Raw genomic sequence first — 17,004 nt, 5'->3', positions numbered from 1 at the left:
GGGTACGCCAAATGTTGCAACCTAAGCGTACGAAGTTCCGCAAGCAGATGACAGGCCACAACCGTGGTCTGGCTCAGCGCGGTAGCAAAGTCAGCTTCGGCGAGTTCGCGCTGAAGTCTGTAGCTCGTGGTCGTCTCACCGCTCGTCAGATCGAGTCAGCGCGTCGTGCTCTGACCCGTCACGTAAAACGTGGCGGCAAGATCTGGATCCGTGTATTCCCGGACAAGCCGATCTCCAAAAAACCTCTCGAGGTTCGGATGGGTAAAGGTAAGGGTAACGTGGAATACTGGGTAGCCCAGATTCAGCCAGGCAAAGTCCTGTATGAAATCGAGGGTGTTTCTGAAGAGCTGGCGCGTGAGGCTTTCGCCCTGGCTGCTGCAAAGCTGCCGCTCGCCACCTCCTTTGTTAAACGGACGGTGATGTGATGAAAGCGAATGAACTTCGTGAAAAATCCGCACAGCAGCTGAACGAGCAACTGCTCGGCCTGCTGCGCGACCAGTTCAATCTGCGTATGCAGAAAGCAACTGGCCAGTTGGGGCAGTCTCATCTGCTCTCGCAAGTTAAGCGTGACATCGCTCGCGTGAAGACTGTGCTCAACCAGCAGGCAGGTAAGTGATCATGGCTGAAGCCGAAAAGACTGTCCGTACGCTGACTGGCCGTGTTGTCAGCGACAAGATGGACAAAACCATCACCGTTTTGATCGAGCGTCGCGTTAAGCACCCGATCTACGGTAAATATGTTAAGCGTTCGACTAAGCTGCACGCGCACGACGAAACCAATCAGTGCCACATCGGCGACAAAGTCACTATTCGTGAAACTCGTCCGATGGCCAAGACCAAGTCTTGGGCACTGGTTGATGTTCTCGAACGCGCTGTGGAAGTCTAAGGACTAGGGGTCGGAGAAATTATATGATTCAGACTCAATCCATGCTCGATGTGGCCGATAACAGCGGCGCTCGCCGTGTTATGTGCATCAAGGTGCTGGGTGGCTCCCATCGTCGTTACGCTGGTATCGGTGACATCATCAAAGTTACCGTGAAGGAAGCAATTCCTCGCGGTAAGGTGAAAAAAGGCCAAGTGATGACTGCTGTTGTAGTCCGCACTCGTCACGGCGTACGTCGTGCTGATGGCTCCATTATCCGCTTTGATGGCAACGCTGCTGTTCTTCTGAACAACAAGCAAGAGCCGATCGGCACCCGTATCTTTGGGCCAGTGACCCGTGAACTTCGTACTGAGAAGTTCATGAAGATCGTCTCGCTCGCCCCAGAAGTGCTGTAAGGAGATCCGACATGCAAAAGATTCGTCGTGACGACGAGATCATCGTGATCGCCGGCAAAGACAAAGGTAAGCGCGGTAAGGTGCTTAAGGTTCTCGCTAATAACCGTCTGGTTATCGGTGGTCTGAACCTGGTCAAGCGTCATACCAAGCCTAACCCGATGTCGGGCGTGCAGGGCGGTATCGTCGAGAAAGAAGCTCCACTGGATGCTTCTAACGTCGCCATCTTCAACGGCGAAACCAACAAGGCTGACCGAGTTGGTTTCAAAGTAGAAGACGGTAAGAAAATTCGTGTCTTCAAGTCGACCCAAAAAGCGGTTGATGCTTGAACACTGCTAGGTAGATTAGACCATGGCACGACTACAAGAGATTTACCGGAAGGAAATCGCCCCTAAGCTTAAGGAAGAACTTAAGCTCGGGAACGTGATGGAAGTTCCGCGCGTCACCAAAATCACCCTGAACATGGGTCTGGGCGAAGCGATCGGCGACAAAAAAGTCATCGAGCACGCTGTTGCCGACCTGGAAAAGATCACCGGTCAGAAAGTCGTTGTGACTTACGCTCGGAAATCCATCGCTGGCTTTAAAGTCCGTGAAGGTTGGCCGATCGGCGTCAAAGTGACTCTGCGCCGTGAGCGTATGTACGAATTCCTGGATCGTCTGCTATCGATCTCCCTGCCTCGGGTCCGCGACTTCCGCGGCCTGAATGCCAAGTCCTTCGATGGTCGTGGTAACTACAGCATGGGCGTGAAAGAGCAGATCATCTTCCCGGAAATCGACTACGACAAGATCGATGCTCTCCGCGGTCTGGACATCACCCTGACCACCACTGCCAAGAACGATGATGAAGGTCGCGCCCTGTTGCGTGCTTTCAAATTCCCGTTCCGCAACTGATTGGAGTAGGACCATGGCCAAGATGAGCATGAAAAACCGCGAGCTGAAGCGTCAGCTCACGGTTGCCAAGTACGCCAAGAAGCGTGCAGCACTGAAAGCAATCATCGTTGATCTGAACGCAAGTCCAGAAGCACGTTGGGAAGCTACAGTTGCTCTGCAGAAGCAGCCACGTGACGCAAGCGCTTCGCGCATGCGTAACCGCTGCCGCCTGACCGGTCGTCCACACGGCGTTTACCGCAAGTTCGGCCTCGGCCGTAACAAACTGCGTGAAGCGGCAATGCGTGGTGACGTACCAGGTCTGGTTAAAGCCAGCTGGTAAGTACTTTCAACGTCCAGGTGGTCGGAATCGCAAGATACTGACCGCCGGTGACCTTGAATCTGGATCAAGCCCCTTTTGGGGCTTGTTTCATTTCTGGAGTATGTCTAAAATACGCGGCTCGCCTGAGCCCGTGTTTTTTGTGCTCGGAGATTCTCGGCGACATATGTAGCCGCAAGGCTAATTTTTTTGTATTAGGAGCGTCTAGCCCATGAGTATGCAGGACCCGTTAGCGGACATGCTAACTCGTATCCGTAATGCCCAGATGGCTGAAAAGTCCGTCGTAAGCATGCCATCTTCCAAGTTGAAGGTAGCTGTTGCCAAAGTCCTGAAAGACGAAGGCTACATTGCGGGTTATCAGATCAGCAGCGAAATCAAACCACTGCTGTCCATCGAGCTGAAGTACTTCGAAGGCCGTTCGGTCATCGAGGAAGTGAAGCGCGTTAGCCGTCCAGGCCTGCGTCAGTACAAGTCCGCTGAAGATCTGCCGAAAGTTCGTGGCGGTCTGGGCGTGTCTATCGTCTCCACCAACAAAGGTGTGATGACGGATCGTGCTGCGCGCGCTGCCGGTGTCGGCGGCGAAGTTCTTTGCACTGTGTTCTAAGGGGGGATAAGCATGTCTCGCGTCGCTAAGAACCCCGTTAAGCTGCCAGCCGGTGTCGAAGTCAAATTCGCAGGCCAACAGCTTTCGGTGAAGGGTGCCAAGGGTACTCTTGAACTGAACATCCATTCGTCCGTTGAGATCGTTGAAGAAGCTGGTGAGCTGCGTTTCGCTGCTCGCAATGGCGATCAACAAACTCGCGCAATGGCCGGTACCACGCGTGCGTTGGTAAACAACATGGTCCAAGGCGTAAGCCAAGGCTTCGAGCGTAAGCTCCAGCTGGTCGGTGTTGGTTACAAAGCGCAAGCAAAAGGCACGGTTTTGAACCTTGCCCTTGGCTTCTCGCACCCAGTGGATTACGAACTGCCAGCGGGTATCACTGCTGAGACTCCTAGCCAGACCGATATCCTGATCAAGGGCATCGACAAGCAGCTGGTAGGTCAAGTGGCCGCTGAGATCCGCGACTTCCGTCCACCAGAGCCGTACAAAGGCAAAGGTGTGCGCTACGCGGACGAAGTCGTCCGTCGTAAAGAAGCCAAGAAGAAGTAGGGCATAGCAAATGACCGACAAAAAAGTTACTCGACTGCGTCGCGCTCGCAAAGCACGCCTGAAAATGCACGAACTCGAAGTCGTGCGTCTCTGCGTGTTCCGCTCGTCGCAGCACATCTACGCCCAGGTCATCTCGGCCGACGGCAACAAAGTCCTGGCAAGCGCCTCGACTTTGGATAAAGAACTGCGTGATGGTGCCACTGGCAACATCGACGCGGCCACAAAGGTTGGCCAGCTGGTCGCTACGCGTGCTAAGGCCGCTGGCGTCTCGCAAGTGGCTTTCGACCGCTCTGGCTTCAAGTACCACGGTCGCGTGAAAGCGCTGGCTGATGCTGCTCGTGAAGCTGGGCTGGAGTTCTAAGTTATGTCAAATAACGACCAAAAGCGCGACGAAGGCTACATTGAGAAGCTGGTTCAAGTTAACCGCGTAGCCAAAACCGTTAAAGGCGGCCGTATCTTCACTTTCACCGCGTTGACCGTGGTGGGTGATGGTAAAGGGCGTGTTGGCTTCGGCCGTGGCAAGTCACGTGAAGTGCCTGCTGCGATCCAGAAGGCAATGGAAGCTGCTCGTCGCAACATGATCCAAGTTGATCTGAACGGCACCACTCTGCAGTACGCAATGAAGTCCGCTCACGGCGCTTCGAAGGTGTACATGCAGCCTGCTTCTGAAGGTACCGGTATCATCGCTGGCGGCGCTATGCGTGCTGTCCTCGAAGTTGCTGGCGTTCAGAACGTTCTGGCCAAGTGCTACGGCTCGACTAACCCGGTAAACGTGGTTCACGCCACTTTCAAGGGTCTGAAGGCTATGCAATCTCCTGAGTCCATCGCTGCCAAGCGTGGTCTGACTGTCAAGGAGATCTTCTGATCATGGCTACCGTTAAAGTAACGCTGATCAAAAGCATGACCGGCCGCATCCCTAACCACAAATTGTGCGTTAAAGGTTTGGGTCTGCGTCGCATCGGTCACACTGTAGAAGTCCAGGATACTCCCGAGAATCGCGGGATGATCAACAAGGCTTACTACATGCTGCGTGTAGAGGGTTAATCGATGAAACTCAATGATCTGAGTCCAGCGCCGGGTTCCCGTCGCGAAAAGCATCGTCCGGGCCGTGGTATCGGTAGTGGTTTGGGTAAGACCGGTGGCCGTGGCCACAAGGGTCAAACCTCCCGCTCCGGTGGCACCATTGCTCCAGGCTTTGAAGGCGGTCAACAGCCGCTGCATCGTCGCCTGCCTAAGTTCGGTTTCGTATCCCTGAAAGCCATGGACCGCGCAGAAGTGCGTCTGTCCGAGCTGGCTAAAGTGGAAGGCGACATCGTTACTGTGCAGACCCTGAAAGATGCCAACGTGATCAACGTCAACGTACAGCGTGTGAAAATCATGCTGTCCGGTGAAGTGACTCGCGCTGTCACTATCGGCAAGGGAATCGGCGCCACCAAAGGTGCGCGTTCGGCTATCGAAGCAGCTGGCGGCAAGTTCGAGGAATAAATGGCTAAGCAAGGTGCTCTCTCAGCGCTCGGCAAAGGCGGTATGTCTGAACTTTGGGCTCGTCTGCGTTTTCTGTTCCTGGCGATTATCGTCTACCGAATAGGCGCACACATCCCGGTTCCAGGTATCAACCCGGACCGACTCGCAGACCTGTTTCGACAGAATGAGGGGACCATTCTTAGCTTGTTCAACATGTTTTCCGGCGGTGCGCTGGAGCGGATGAGCATCTTTGCACTGGGGATCATGCCGTACATCTCGGCATCGATCATCATGCAACTGATGACAGCCGTCAGCCCACAGCTGGAGCAGTTGAAGAAGGAAGGTGAAGCTGGCCGTCGCAAGATTAGCCAGTACACCCGCTACGGCACTGTCGTTCTCGCCCTGGTTCAAGCTATCGGCATGTCCGTTGGCTTGGCAGGGCAGGGCGTTGCGTTCACTGGTGACTTTGGCTTCCATTTCGTCGCGGTATCCACGTTTGTGGCTGGTGCGATGTTCATGATGTGGCTGGGTGAGCAGATTACTGAGCGTGGTGTTGGTAACGGTATCTCGATGTTGATTTTCGCAGGTATCGTCGCCGGTCTTCCGAGAGCAATCGGGCAGTCTTTCGAGTCTGCGCGTCAGGGTGATATCAATATCTTCGCCTTGGTTGCCATCGGTTTGCTGGCAGTAGCGATTATCGGTTTTGTGGTGTTCATTGAGCGTGGCCAGCGTCGTATTGCTGTTCACTACGCCAAGCGTCAGCAGGGCCGTAAGGTCTTTGCTGCGCAGACCAGCCACTTGCCGCTGAAAGTGAATATGGCCGGTGTTATTCCGGCAATTTTCGCGAGCAGCATCTTGCTGTTTCCGGCTTCGTTGGGTACCTGGTTTGGTCAGTCTGAAAATATGGGCTGGCTGCAGGACCTCTCTCAGTCGATCGCTCCTGGTCAGCCGTTGAATATTCTGCTGTTTAGTGCAGGGATTATTTTCTTCTGCTTCTTCTATACGGCGTTGATGTTCAATCCGAAAGACGTAGCGGAAAACCTGAAGAAGTCCGGTGCCTTTATTCCGGGCATCCGTCCAGGTGAGCAGTCGGCACGCTACATTGATGGCGTTCTGACTCGTTTGACCCTGTTCGGTGCTCTATATATGACGGCCGTGTGCCTGTTGCCCCAGTTCCTGGTGGTTGCAGCAAACGTTCCGTTCTACCTTGGCGGGACCTCGTTGCTGATCGTGGTCGTGGTTGTGATGGACTTCATGTCCCAAGTACAATCGCACCTCGTTTCGCACCAGTACGAATCCCTGATGAAGAAAGCCAACCTGAAGGGCTACGGCAGCGGCATGTTGCGCTGAGTACCCCATAAGGTTCGAGGAGTTGGTGATGAAAGTTCGTGCATCGGTGAAAAAGCTGTGCCGTAACTGCAAGATTATTCGCCGCGAAGGTGTTGTTCGAGTAATTTGCAGCGCGGAACCGCGTCACAAACAGCGCCAAGGCTGAGTGTGATCCGCTTGAAGCCCGGCAGCTAGTGCGCTGCCGGGTTGATTATTTGTTATTACAGCGATATTATCTCGCGCCCTATTTCTTGGCTTCCGGGGCGTAGGTAGCTGTCAATTGGAGTCCCACTGAATGGCCCGTATTGCAGGCGTTAACATTCCAGATAACAAGCACACTGTTATCTCGCTGACCTACATCTATGGTGTTGGTCGCACTACTGCGCAGAAAATTTGCGCAGTTGCTGGGGTAAACCCAGCCGCAAAGATCAAGGATCTGAGCGACGAGCAGATTGAACAGCTGCGTGGCGAAGTGGCGAAGTTCACCACTGAAGGTGACCTGCGTCGCGAAATCAACATGAAAATCAAGCGTTTGATGGACCTCGGTTGCTATCGCGGTCTGCGTCATCGTCGTGGTCTTCCAGTACGCGGTCAGCGTACCAAGACTAACGCGCGTACCCGTAAAGGTCCGCGTAAGCCGATCCGCAAGTAATCGCCCCAGCGAATCGACAGGAAAATTATCATGGCAAAACCTGCTGCTCGTCCTCGTAAAAAAGTTAAAAAGACAGTGGTTGATGGCATCGCCCACATCCATGCATCTTTTAACAACACCATCGTGACCATCACCGACCGTCAAGGTAACGCGCTTTCTTGGGCTACCTCCGGTGGTTCGGGTTTCCGCGGTTCCCGCAAGTCCACCCCGTTTGCTGCTCAAGTAGCTGCTGAACGTGCTGGTCAAGCTGCGCTGGAATATGGCCTGAAAAACCTCGACGTTAACGTCAAAGGTCCAGGTCCAGGTCGTGAGTCTGCTGTCCGTGCTTTGAACGGCTGTGGCTATAAGATCGCCAGCATCACCGACGTGACGCCAATCCCGCACAACGGGTGCCGTCCGCCGAAGAAGCGCCGCGTGTAATCCAGGAGATTGTAAAGAATGGCTCGTTACATTGGTCCAAAATGCAAACTCGCTCGTCGCGAAGGCACCGATCTCTTCCTGAAGAGCGGCGTGCGCGCGATCGAATCGAAGTGCAACATTGAAGCAGCACCTGGTATCCACGGCCAACGCCGCGGTCGCCAGTCCGACTACGGCACCCAACTGCGTGAAAAGCAGAAGGTCCGTCGTATCTACGGCGTTCTCGAGCGTCAGTTCAGCGGCTACTACAAAGAAGCTGCTGGCAAGAAAGGTGCAACCGGTGAAAACCTGCTGCAACTGCTCGAATGCCGTCTGGACAACGTTGTATACCGTATGGGCTTTGGTTCGACTCGTGCCGAATCCCGTCAGCTGGTATCGCACAAGTCGATCAGCGTTAACGGTCAGACCGTAAACGTTCCGTCCTACCAGGTTCGTGCTGGTGACGTGGTCGCAGTTCGCGAGAAAGCAAAAAACCAACTTCGCATTGTCCAAGCTCTCGATCTGTGTGCCCAACGTGGCCGCGTAGAATGGGTAGAAGTAGACACTGAGAAGAAGTCGGGCGTTTTCAAGAACGTTCCTGCTCGCAGTGATCTGTCCGCCGACATCAACGAAAGCCTGATTGTCGAGCTCTACTCCAAGTAAGGGCTAGAAAATAGGTGCATCCATGCAGATTTCGGTAAATGAGTTCCTGACACCCCGCCACATTGATGTGCAGGTTGTCAGTCCAACCCGCGCCAAAATTACTCTCGAGCCTCTCGAGCGTGGTTTTGGCCACACCCTGGGCAACGCGCTGCGCCGCATCCTGTTGTCCTCAATGCCCGGCTGTGCAGTAGTCGAGGCCGAGATTGACGGTGTGCTCCACGAGTACAGCGCCATCGAAGGTGTACAGGAAGACGTAATTGAAATCCTGTTGAACCTTAAAGGTCTGGCTATCAAGCTGCACGGCCGTGACGAAGTTACGCTGACCTTGTCGAAGAAGGGTTCGGGGGTGGTTACCGCTGCCGATATTCAGCTGGATCATGATGTCGAGATCGTTAACCCCGATCACGTAATCGCTAACCTGGCGTCTAACGGCGCCCTGAACATGAAGCTCACTGTAGCTCGTGGTCGTGGTTATGAACCGGCCGACTCGCGTCAGAGCGATGAAGACGAAAGCCGCAGCATTGGTCGCTTGCAGCTTGACTCTTCGTTCAGCCCGGTTCGCCGTATCGCATACGTGGTGGAAAACGCCCGTGTCGAACAGCGTACTAACCTGGACAAGCTGGTTATTGATCTGGAAACCAACGGTACCCTGGATCCTGAAGAGGCTATCCGCCGCGCTGCAACCATTCTGCAACAGCAGTTGGCTGCGTTCGTCGACCTCAAAGGTGACAGCGAACCAGTGGTAATCGAGCAGGAAGACGAGATCGATCCGATCCTGCTTCGCCCGGTTGACGATCTGGAACTGACTGTACGTTCGGCTAACTGCCTTAAGGCGGAAAACATTTACTACATCGGTGACCTGATCCAGCGCACCGAAGTAGAACTGTTGAAGACTCCGAACCTGGGCAAGAAATCCTTGACTGAAATCAAGGACGTTCTGGCCTCCCGCGGTCTGTCCCTCGGCATGCGCCTCGACAACTGGCCGCCTGCAAGTCTTAAGAAGGACGACAAGGCGACTGCCTGATCGTCGTAATCACCGAACGTGAGTTTGGTAAGGAATGAACCATGCGTCATCGTAAAAGTGGTCGTCACCTGAGCCGTACCAGCTCGCACCGCAAGGCCATGTTCCAAAACATGGCGGTGTCGCTGTTCGAGCACGAGCTGATCAAAACTACACTGCCGAAAGCTAAAGAACTGCGTCGCGTTGCTGAGCCGCTGATCACTTTGGCCAAGACAGACAGCCTGGCTAACCGCCGTCTGGCTTTCGACCGTACTCGTTCGAAAGCTATCGTTGGTAAGCTCTTCAACGACCTGGGCAAGCGTTACGCTACCCGTGAGGGTGGCTACCTGCGCATCCTCAAGTGCGGTTTCCGCGCTGGCGACAACGCGCCTATGGCGTACGTCGAGTTGGTTGATCGTGCTACTGCCGGCGAAGCTGTAAGCGCCGAGTAAGACGACAAGCTGCAACGAAAAACCGGGCCTAGTGCCCGGTTTTTTGTGCGCGTAACAAAAGCGCGCTGCGTACAAGAATCCTCAAGCGACACGCTTCACTATGAGCGTTGGGTATGTTGGTAGTTATTTTCTATTGATGCCTACAATTTAATGAATTTGTAGGTGTCATGTGGATGGTCAATACTCCCTCCAAGCCGATTAGCCGGCAGTTCCAAGCCCGACCTGAGGAAGATGCGCATGAGCCAGAATAAAGTCCTTACCACCGCCAGCGGCGCGCCCGTTGCGGACAATCAGAACTCACGTTCCGCCGGCCCACGTGGCCCCTTGCTGCTCGACGATTTCCACCTGATCGAGAAGCTTGCTCACTTCAACCGTGAAAATATCCCTGAGCGTCGCGTGCACGCGAAAGGTTCAGGTGCCTTCGGTACCTTTACCGTGACAAAAGACATTACCCAGTACACCAGCGCCAAGTTGTTCGAGTCCGTTGGCAAGCAGACGCCTACGTTCCTGCGTTTCTCCACCGTAGGCGGTGAGCGTGGTTCGGCTGATACTGAGCGCGACCCACGTGGCTTCGCGTTGAAGTTCTACACCGAAGAAGGCAACTGGGACATCGTCGGTAACAACACCCCGGTGTTCTTTATCCGTGACCCGATGAAATTCCCGGACTTTATCCACACCCAGAAGCGTCTGCCGCAAAGCAACCTGAAAAGCGCGCAGATGATGTGGGATTTCTGGTCGCACTCCCCAGAGGCTTTGCACCAGGTCACCATTCTGTTTTCGGACCGTGGCATTCCAGACGGTTACCGTCACATGCACGGTTTCGGCAGCCACACTTACAGCCTGATCAACGCCCAGGGCGAGCGTCATTGGGTAAAGTGGCACTACAAGACCAAGCAAGGCATCAAGAACCTGGCGCCGGCCGAGGCCGCTCGCTTGGCGGGTACCGACCCTGACTACGCCCAGCGTGATCTGTTTGGTGCGATCGAGCGCGGTGACTTCCCCAAGTGGCGCGTGTGCATCCAGATCATGACCGAGGCACAGGCGAACGCCCATTACGAGAACCCTTTTGACGTGACCAAGACCTGGTCGCAAAAAGAATTCCCGTTGATTGAAGTGGGTGAGCTGGAGCTCAACCGTAATCCGCAGAACTACTTCGCAGAAGTTGAGCAGGCGGCATTTGGCCCAAGCAACATGGTCCCAGGCGTTGGTCTGTCGCCAGACCGCATGCTGCAAGGTCGGGTTTTTGCCTACGCCGATGCGCACCGCTACCGTGTGGGCACCAACCACCAGCAACTGCCGGTGAACGCGCCGCGTAGCCCGGTTAACAGCTACCAGCGTGACGGCTCCATGGCTTTTGGCAGCAACGGTGGTGCGGCTCCGAACTACGAGCCAAACAGCTATGCCGACGCGCCGAAACAGGCTCCGCACTATGCAGAGCCAGCATTGGCTCTGAGCGGCGCCGCTGATCGCTACGATCATCGCGAAGATACGGACTACTACAGCCACGCCGGTGCGCTGTTCCGTCTGATGAATGATGAGCAGAAAGCCCTGCTCACCAATAACATCGCCGGTGCTATGGGGGGCGTTTCCAGCGACGTGGTCCAGCGTCAACTGCAGCACTTCTATAAGGCTGACCCGGCTTATGGAGAAGCAATCGCAAAGGCGCTGGGTGTATCGCTTAACTGACTCTAAACGATAAGCAGAACCGCCCTCATTTGGGCGGTTTTTGCGTTATTTCAGCTACTTTTCTCCGGAAATCTTCACTTTTCTGCCGTTTGTCCCGTGACCTTCAAGTCAGCATGGTTCAAACTACAGTCTTTCAAGCAGGGAGATGTAGGGCGATGCAAGGTCACCCCGACGTAATCGATTACCTCAACACGTTGCTGACGGGCGAACTGGCAGCTCGTGACCAATATTTCATCCATTCGCGTATGTACGAAGATTGGGGCTTTACCGAGCTCTACGAGCGTATCAACCACGAGATGGAAGAAGAGGCACAGCACGCTGATGCCCTGATGCGCCGTATCCTGATGCTCGAAGGCACACCGCGTATGCGTCCTGATGACCTGGATGTGGGTACCACAGTGCCTGACATGCTCGCTGCCGACCTACGCCTTGAGTACAAGGTTCGTGCCGCACTTTGCAAGGGCATTGAGCTTTGCGAGCAGCATAACGACTATGTCACCCGGGAAATATTGCGGGTGCAGTTGAATGACACCGAAGAAGATCACACCTACTGGCTGGAAAAGCAGTTAGGCCTGATCAAGTTGATCGGCCTGGAGAATTACCTGCAATCGCAGTTCTGATTCCCGGTTACAAAAAAGCCCCTGTCACCGCAAAGTGACAGGGGCTTTTTATTGGGCCTGAAAAATCAGGCCCGGTCGCGTTCCAGCAACGGTTTCAAGTAGTAACCGGTGTGCGACTGCGGCATTTCGGAAACCTGCTCCGGCGTGCCCACTGCGATGATCTGGCCACCCTTCGAACCACCTTCCGGGCCCAGGTCTACCAGCCAGTCGGCCGTCTTGATCACATCAAGGTTGTGCTCGATCACCACCACGGTATTGCCGTGGTCCCGCAAGCGGTGCAGTACGTCCAGCAACTGCTGAATATCCGCGAAGTGCAGGCCAGTGGTCGGCTCGTCGAGGATGTACAAGGTTTTGCCGGTATCGCGCTTGGACAGCTCGCGAGACAGCTTGACCCGCTGCGCCTCGCCACCCGACAGCGTGGTCGCTGATTGCCCCAGCTTGATGTACGACAGGCCCACATCCATCAGCGTCTGCAGCTTGCGCGCCAACGCCGGCACTGCGTCGAAGAACTCGCGAGCTTCCTCGATGGTCATTTCCAGGGTCTCGTGAATGCTCTTGCCCTTGTACTTGATCTCCAGGGTCTCGCGGTTGTAGCGCTTGCTCTTGCACACATCGCACGGCACGTAGATGTCCGGCAGGAAGTGCATCTCCACCTTGATCAGGCCATCGCCCTGGCACGCTTCACAGCGCCCGCCCTTGACGTTGAACGAGAACCGGCCTGGCCCATAACCTCGTGAGCGCGACTCTGGCACGCCAGCGAACAACTCACGGATAGGCGTAAACAGCCCGGTGTAGGTGGCTGGGTTGGAGCGCGGCGTACGCCCAATCGGGCTCTGGTCGATATCGACCACCTTGTCCAGATGCTCCAGGCCCTTGATGCTGTCGTGGGCCGCTGCTTCCAGGGTGGTCGCGCCGTTCAGGGCAGTGGCACTCAGGGGGAACAGGGTGTTGTTGATCAGCGTCGACTTGCCCGAACCGGAAACACCGGTCACGCAGGTCAGCAGGCCCAGCGGAATCTCCAGGTCGACATTGCGCAGGTTGTTGCCGCGCGCGCCCTTGAGATGCAGCGCCATCTTCTTGTTACGCGGCGTTCGCTTGGCGGGCACTTCAATCTTCACACGGCCGGACAAGTATTTGCCGGTCAGTGAATCAGGATGTGCCATCACCTCGGCAGGCGTGCCTTCTGCAACAATATGGCCACCATGCACGCCCGCGCCGGGGCCGATATCGACCACGTAGTCCGCCAGGCGGATAGCGTCTTCATCGTGCTCGACCACGATCACGGTATTACCAATATCGCGCAGGTGTTTCAGCGTGCCCAGCAGGCGGTCGTTATCCCGTTGGTGTAAGCCAATTGACGGCTCGTCGAGGATATACAGCACGCCTACAAGGCCGGCGCCAATCTGGCTGGCCAGCCGAATGCGCTGTGCCTCACCACCGGACAAGGTGTCGGCGCTGCGGTCCAGCGACAGATAGTCCAGGCCCACGTTAACCAGGAACTGCAACCGCTCGCGAATTTCCTTGAGGATCTTGTCGGCAATTTCCCCGCGACGTCCGGTCAGCTTCAGCACGCCAAAGTATTCACAGGCATCGCCGATCGGCAGGTTGGTCACTGCCGGCAGGGTCTTCTCGCCCACCCATACGTGCCGGGCTTCACGGCGCAGGCGCGTGCCACGGCAATCCGGGCAAGGCTGTGTGCTGAGGAATTTCGCCAGCTCCTCGCGCACGCTCGCCGATTCGGTTTCGCGGTAGCGGCGTTCCAGGTTCGGCACGATGCCTTCGAACGGGTGCGAGCGCTTGACGATATCGCCGCGGTCGTTCAGGTATTTGAAGTCGACATTCTGTGAGCCGCTGCCATTGAGAATGACCTTTTGCTGGTCTGCCGGCAGTTGGTTGAACGGCACTTCGAGGCTGAACTTGTAATGGGACGCCAACGACCCAAGCATCTGGAAGTAGTAGACGTTACGCCTGTCCCAGCCGCGTATCGCACCCTCGGCCAAGGTCAGCTCGCCATTGACCAGGCGCTTGATATCGAAAAACTGCTTCACACCCAGGCCGTCGCAAGTCGGGCAGGCGCCGGCCGGGTTGTTGAAGGAAAACAGCTTGGGTTCCAGCTCACTGATGGCGTGGCCACAGATTGGGCAGGCGAAGCGTGCGGAGAAGATGATCTCTTCGCCCGGCTCGTCATCCATCGGCGCTACCAGGGCAATGCCATCGGCTAGCTTCAGCGCGGTTTCGAACGATTCCGCCAAACGCTGCTGCAGGTCGGCACGCACCTTGAAACGGTCGACCACCACATCAATGGAGTGCTTTTTCTGCTTGTCCAGCTTCGGCGCTTCATCCAGCTCGTAGAGCTTGCCGTTGATGCGCGCCCGCACGAACCCCTGGGCTCGCAGCTCTTCGAAGACCGAAAGGTGTTCGCCCTTGCGCTCGCGAATCACTGGCGCCAGCAGCATCAGCTTGGCGCCTTCGGGCTGGGTCAGCACCAGGTCGACCATCTGGCTGACGGTCTGGGCTTCCAGGGGAATATCGTGGTCCGGGCAGCGGGGGATACCCACGCGTGCGTAAAGCAGACGCAGGTAGTCGTAGATCTCGGTAATGGTGCCCACAGTGGAACGCGGGTTGTGTGAAGTAGACTTCTGCTCGATGGAAATAGCCGGCGACAGGCCTTCAATGGTGTCGACGTCGGGCTTTTCCATCATCGAGAGGAACTGCCGGGCGTAGGCCGACAGCGATTCCACATAGCGACGCTGACCTTCGGCATACAGCGTGTCGAACGCCAGGGACGATTTGCCGGAGCCGGACAAGCCGGTGATGACGATCAGTTTGTCCCTGGGCAGGGTCAGGTCGATGTTCTTCAGGTTGTGGGTTCTAGCCCCACGAATCAGGATCTTGTCCAAGATGGCCTCGCACGGCGGGCGTAAATGATGCCGGAGTATACGGCTAAAGACTGGATGAATATACACTGTCAAAACGCCGCTTGCAGCCTTACATGAAAGCTGCGCGGCAAAGCGCCGCATATACCCTCTCAATCGATGGGACTGGTAGAATCGCCGCCGGTTCACACGAGGTTTTTCCATGCACGATCCCCACAGCGAACGCATGAGTAGCGGCGAGACCCGAGCGGCAAGCGGTCTGGCCCTGGTGTTCGCCTTCCGTATGCTGGGCATGTTTATGGTGTTGCCGGTGCTGGCCACCTATGGGATGGATCTCGCAGGCGCGACCCCCGCCTTGATCGGCCTGGCGATTGGTGCCTATGGCCTGACCCAGGCGATTTTCCAGATCCCGTTCGGGATTATTTCCGACCGCATTGGCCGTCGCCCGGTGATCTATCTCGGGCTGATCGTATTCGCCCTTGGCAGTGTGCTAGCGGCCCAATCCGATTCGATCTGGGGCGTGATCGCCGGGCGCATCCTGCAGGGCGCCGGTGCGATTTCCGCCGCCGTGATGGCGCTGCTCTCGGACCTGACCCGCGAACAACACCGCACCAAGGCCATGGCGATGATCGGCATGACCATCGGTCTGTCGTTTGCCGTGGCCATGGTGGTCGGCCCCTTGCTCACGCGTGCGTTTGGCTTGCATGGGCTGTTCCTGGCCACGGGCGGCATGGCGTTGTTCGGCATCCTGATCGTGGCCTTTATGGTGCCGCGCTCCACCGGCACCCTGGCGCACCGTGAATCGGGCGTTGCACGCAAGGCGTTGCTGCCGACGCTCAAGCACCCGGACCTGCTGCGCCTGGATTTAGGTATCTTCGTATTACACGCCATGCTGATGTGCAGCTTCGTCGCCTTGCCCCTGGCCCTGGTGCAAAAAGCCGGCCTGCCCAAGGAGCAGCACTGGTGGGTCTACCTCACTGCGCTGTTGATTTCGTTCTTCGCCATGATCCCGTTCATCATCTATGGCGAGAAGAAACGCAAAATGAAACGAGTTTTACTCGGCGCCGTCGCGACATTGATGCTCACTGAACTATTCTTCTGGCAGTTCGGCGACAGCCTGCGCGCACTGGTGATCGGCACGGTGGTGTTTTTCACCGCGTTCAACCTGCTCGAAGCGTCGTTGCCGTCGCTGATCAGTAAAGTTTCACCGGCGGGCGGCAAGGGCACGGCCATGGGGGTGTATTCCACCAGCCAGTTCCTGGGCTCCGCGTTGGGCGGCATCATGGGCGGCTGGATGTTCCAGCATGGCGGTTTGTCGGTTGTGTTCCTCGGATGCGCCGCGCTGGCTGCACTTTGGCTGGTCTTTGCTGTTACCATGCGCGAACCTCCCTACGTCACCAGCCTGCGTTTGCCGCTATCGCCCGAGGCGATCCGCGAAGCCGGCCTGGTAGAGCGCCTGAAGGCCGTCGTAGGGGTAACGGATGCAGTGGTGGTCGCTGAAGAGGCGGCCATTTACATCAAATTGGACACCGAATTATTGGATCGCGCGACGCTCGAGCAACTGGTCAACCCAGTGCCGACAGCGCGCCCAGCTTAGGAGAACGTTATGGCCCGTGGGGTTAACAAAGTCATATTGGTCGGTACTTGCGGCCAGGATCCCGAAGTTCGCTACTTGCCTAACGGTAACGCCGTGACCAACCTGAGCCTGGCGACCAGCGAACAGTGGACCGACAAGCAGACCGGCCAGAAGGTCGAGAAGACCGAATGGCACCGCGTGTCGATGTTCGGCAAGGTCGCAGAGATCGCCGGTGAATACCTGCGCAAAGGTTCTCAGGTTTACATCGAAGGCAAACTGCAAACCCGCGAGTGGGAAAAAGACGGCATCAAGCGTTACACCACCGAAATCGTGGTCGACATGCAAGGCACCATGCAACTGCTGGGCGGCCGTCCACAGGGCGACCAACAGGGCCAGGGCGGCATGTCCAACTCGGCACCGCGCCCACAGCAGTCGCGTCCGCAGCCAAGCCAGCAGCCACAGCGTGAGTCGCGCCCAGCACCACAACAGGCTGCTCCGCAACCGGCTCAGGATTTCGACAGCTTTGATGACGATATCCCGTTCTAAGGTCCAAGACCGACCTTGAACAAACAAAACCCCCGATAGCGAAAGCATCGGGGGTTTTTTATGGGCAATGCCCAGGTGTCGGCGTGCGGGATGCTTTGTGCAGACAGCACGCC

The 17,004-nt window shown here is 56.4% G+C and carries 25 protein-coding genes; 24 read left to right on the top strand and 1 reads right to left on the bottom strand.

The annotated features are described in order from the left end of the window. Positions 1–11 precede the first annotated feature (11 nt). The 22 genes from rplP (at position 12) to bfr (ending at position 11,893) form a co-directional block, all read left to right on the top strand. Positions 12–425, top strand: coding sequence for a 50S ribosomal protein L16 (gene rplP, locus HU731_RS12700; RefSeq protein WP_003176421.1), 414 nt, complete (start codon positions 12–14; stop codon positions 423–425). Further along, positions 425–616: a 50S ribosomal protein L29 gene (gene rpmC, locus HU731_RS12695; protein ID WP_002555481.1), complete on the top strand. Its 192-nt coding sequence runs from the start codon at positions 425–427 to the stop codon at positions 614–616. Before rplP ends, rpmC begins: the two co-directional genes overlap by 1 nt. 2 nt (positions 617–618) lie before the next feature. Further along, entirely contained in the window at positions 619–885 is a 267-nt protein-coding gene (gene rpsQ, locus HU731_RS12690; protein WP_003194644.1) for a 30S ribosomal protein S17, read from the top strand. A 23-nt stretch (positions 886–908) separates the two neighbouring features. Continuing rightward, positions 909–1,277, top strand: a complete 369-nt coding sequence (gene rplN, locus HU731_RS12685) for a 50S ribosomal protein L14 (RefSeq protein WP_002555479.1) — start codon at positions 909–911, stop codon at positions 1,275–1,277. A gap of 11 nt (positions 1,278–1,288) precedes the next feature. Beyond that, the gene (gene rplX / locus HU731_RS12680) at positions 1,289–1,603 is read left to right on the top strand and encodes a 50S ribosomal protein L24 (RefSeq protein ID WP_003176416.1); all 315 of its coding nucleotides are present in this window, start codon (positions 1,289–1,291) and stop codon (positions 1,601–1,603) included. Between the two features lie 22 nt (positions 1,604–1,625). Further along, on the top strand, positions 1,626–2,165 hold the full coding sequence (gene rplE, locus HU731_RS12675; RefSeq protein WP_003194642.1) for a 50S ribosomal protein L5: 540 nt from the start codon (positions 1,626–1,628) through the stop codon (positions 2,163–2,165). A 13-nt stretch (positions 2,166–2,178) separates the two neighbouring features. Beyond that, on the top strand, positions 2,179–2,484 hold the full coding sequence (rpsN, locus tag HU731_RS12670; protein ID WP_003176414.1) for a 30S ribosomal protein S14: 306 nt from the start codon (positions 2,179–2,181) through the stop codon (positions 2,482–2,484). 208 nt (positions 2,485–2,692) lie between these two features. Then, positions 2,693–3,085, top strand: a complete 393-nt coding sequence (gene rpsH, locus HU731_RS12665) for a 30S ribosomal protein S8 (protein WP_003176413.1) — start codon at positions 2,693–2,695, stop codon at positions 3,083–3,085. A 12-nt stretch (positions 3,086–3,097) separates the two neighbouring features. Then, the gene (gene rplF, locus HU731_RS12660) at positions 3,098–3,631 is read left to right on the top strand and encodes a 50S ribosomal protein L6 (RefSeq protein ID WP_003194640.1); all 534 of its coding nucleotides are present in this window, start codon (positions 3,098–3,100) and stop codon (positions 3,629–3,631) included. Between the two features lie 10 nt (positions 3,632–3,641). Continuing rightward, positions 3,642–3,992 carry a 50S ribosomal protein L18 gene (rplR, locus tag HU731_RS12655; RefSeq protein WP_003186037.1) on the top strand — a complete coding sequence of 117 codons (351 nt, stop codon included), beginning with the start codon at positions 3,642–3,644 and terminating at the stop codon, positions 3,990–3,992. Between the two features lie 3 nt (positions 3,993–3,995). Beyond that, the gene (rpsE, locus tag HU731_RS12650) at positions 3,996–4,496 is read left to right on the top strand and encodes a 30S ribosomal protein S5 (RefSeq protein ID WP_003176409.1); all 501 of its coding nucleotides are present in this window, start codon (positions 3,996–3,998) and stop codon (positions 4,494–4,496) included. 2 nt (positions 4,497–4,498) lie between these two features. Beyond that, positions 4,499–4,675 carry a 50S ribosomal protein L30 gene (gene rpmD / locus HU731_RS12645; protein ID WP_003176408.1) on the top strand — a complete coding sequence of 59 codons (177 nt, stop codon included), beginning with the start codon at positions 4,499–4,501 and terminating at the stop codon, positions 4,673–4,675. Between the two features lie 3 nt (positions 4,676–4,678). After that, positions 4,679–5,116, top strand: a complete 438-nt coding sequence (rplO, locus tag HU731_RS12640; RefSeq protein ID WP_003176407.1) for a 50S ribosomal protein L15 — start codon at positions 4,679–4,681, stop codon at positions 5,114–5,116. After that, on the top strand, positions 5,117–6,445 hold the full coding sequence (gene secY, locus HU731_RS12635; protein WP_003194637.1) for a preprotein translocase subunit SecY: 1,329 nt from the start codon (positions 5,117–5,119) through the stop codon (positions 6,443–6,445). Between the two features lie 28 nt (positions 6,446–6,473). Continuing rightward, positions 6,474–6,590 (top strand): 50S ribosomal protein L36, encoded by a 117-nt coding sequence (rpmJ, locus tag HU731_RS12630; protein WP_002555468.1) that lies wholly within the window; start codon positions 6,474–6,476, stop codon positions 6,588–6,590. Positions 6,591–6,719: 129 nt separating this feature from the next. Continuing rightward, on the top strand, positions 6,720–7,076 hold the full coding sequence (gene rpsM / locus HU731_RS12625) for a 30S ribosomal protein S13 (protein ID WP_003194635.1): 357 nt from the start codon (positions 6,720–6,722) through the stop codon (positions 7,074–7,076). A 30-nt stretch (positions 7,077–7,106) separates the two neighbouring features. After that, positions 7,107–7,496 carry a 30S ribosomal protein S11 gene (gene rpsK, locus HU731_RS12620; RefSeq protein ID WP_002555466.1) on the top strand — a complete coding sequence of 130 codons (390 nt, stop codon included), beginning with the start codon at positions 7,107–7,109 and terminating at the stop codon, positions 7,494–7,496. An 18-nt stretch (positions 7,497–7,514) separates the two neighbouring features. Beyond that, entirely contained in the window at positions 7,515–8,135 is a 621-nt protein-coding gene (rpsD, locus tag HU731_RS12615; RefSeq protein ID WP_003176404.1) for a 30S ribosomal protein S4, read from the top strand. Positions 8,136–8,157: 22 nt separating this feature from the next. Continuing rightward, positions 8,158–9,159: a DNA-directed RNA polymerase subunit alpha gene (locus HU731_RS12610; RefSeq protein WP_003176403.1), complete on the top strand. Its 1,002-nt coding sequence runs from the start codon at positions 8,158–8,160 to the stop codon at positions 9,157–9,159. 41 nt (positions 9,160–9,200) lie between these two features. Further along, positions 9,201–9,587 (top strand): 50S ribosomal protein L17, encoded by a 387-nt coding sequence (gene rplQ, locus HU731_RS12605; RefSeq protein ID WP_003176402.1) that lies wholly within the window; start codon positions 9,201–9,203, stop codon positions 9,585–9,587. A gap of 237 nt (positions 9,588–9,824) precedes the next feature. After that, a complete protein-coding gene (locus HU731_RS12600; RefSeq protein ID WP_186608703.1) occupies positions 9,825–11,273 on the top strand; it encodes a catalase in 1,449 nt (482 codons plus the stop codon). Between the two features lie 155 nt (positions 11,274–11,428). After that, a complete protein-coding gene (gene bfr / locus HU731_RS12595; RefSeq protein ID WP_003176400.1) occupies positions 11,429–11,893 on the top strand; it encodes a bacterioferritin in 465 nt (154 codons plus the stop codon). Positions 11,894–11,958: 65 nt separating this feature from the next. Here the strand turns inward: bfr and uvrA are convergent, their stop codons facing one another. Continuing rightward, positions 11,959–14,793: an excinuclease ABC subunit UvrA gene (gene uvrA, locus HU731_RS12590; RefSeq protein WP_138761826.1), complete on the bottom strand. Its 2,835-nt coding sequence runs from the start codon at positions 14,791–14,793 to the stop codon at positions 11,959–11,961. A 178-nt stretch (positions 14,794–14,971) separates the two neighbouring features. Between uvrA and HU731_RS12585 the strand changes: the two genes are divergently transcribed. Together HU731_RS12585 and HU731_RS12580 are read left to right on the top strand one after the other, a co-directional pair. Continuing rightward, complete coding sequence (locus tag HU731_RS12585; RefSeq protein ID WP_186608702.1) at positions 14,972–16,366, top strand: MFS transporter; 1,395 nt, start codon at positions 14,972–14,974, stop codon at positions 16,364–16,366. Positions 16,367–16,375: 9 nt separating this feature from the next. After that, positions 16,376–16,891 (top strand): single-stranded DNA-binding protein, encoded by a 516-nt coding sequence (locus HU731_RS12580; protein ID WP_020302451.1) that lies wholly within the window; start codon positions 16,376–16,378, stop codon positions 16,889–16,891. Positions 16,892–17,004: the final 113 nt, after the last annotated feature.

Source organism: Pseudomonas salmasensis, from assembly GCF_014268375.2.
GTDB classification, from domain to species: Bacteria; Pseudomonadota; Gammaproteobacteria; order Pseudomonadales; family Pseudomonadaceae; genus Aquipseudomonas; species Aquipseudomonas salmasensis.
Note: the sequence above shows the minus strand (reverse complement) of the source record. Positions and strands in the feature narration are given on the sequence as shown.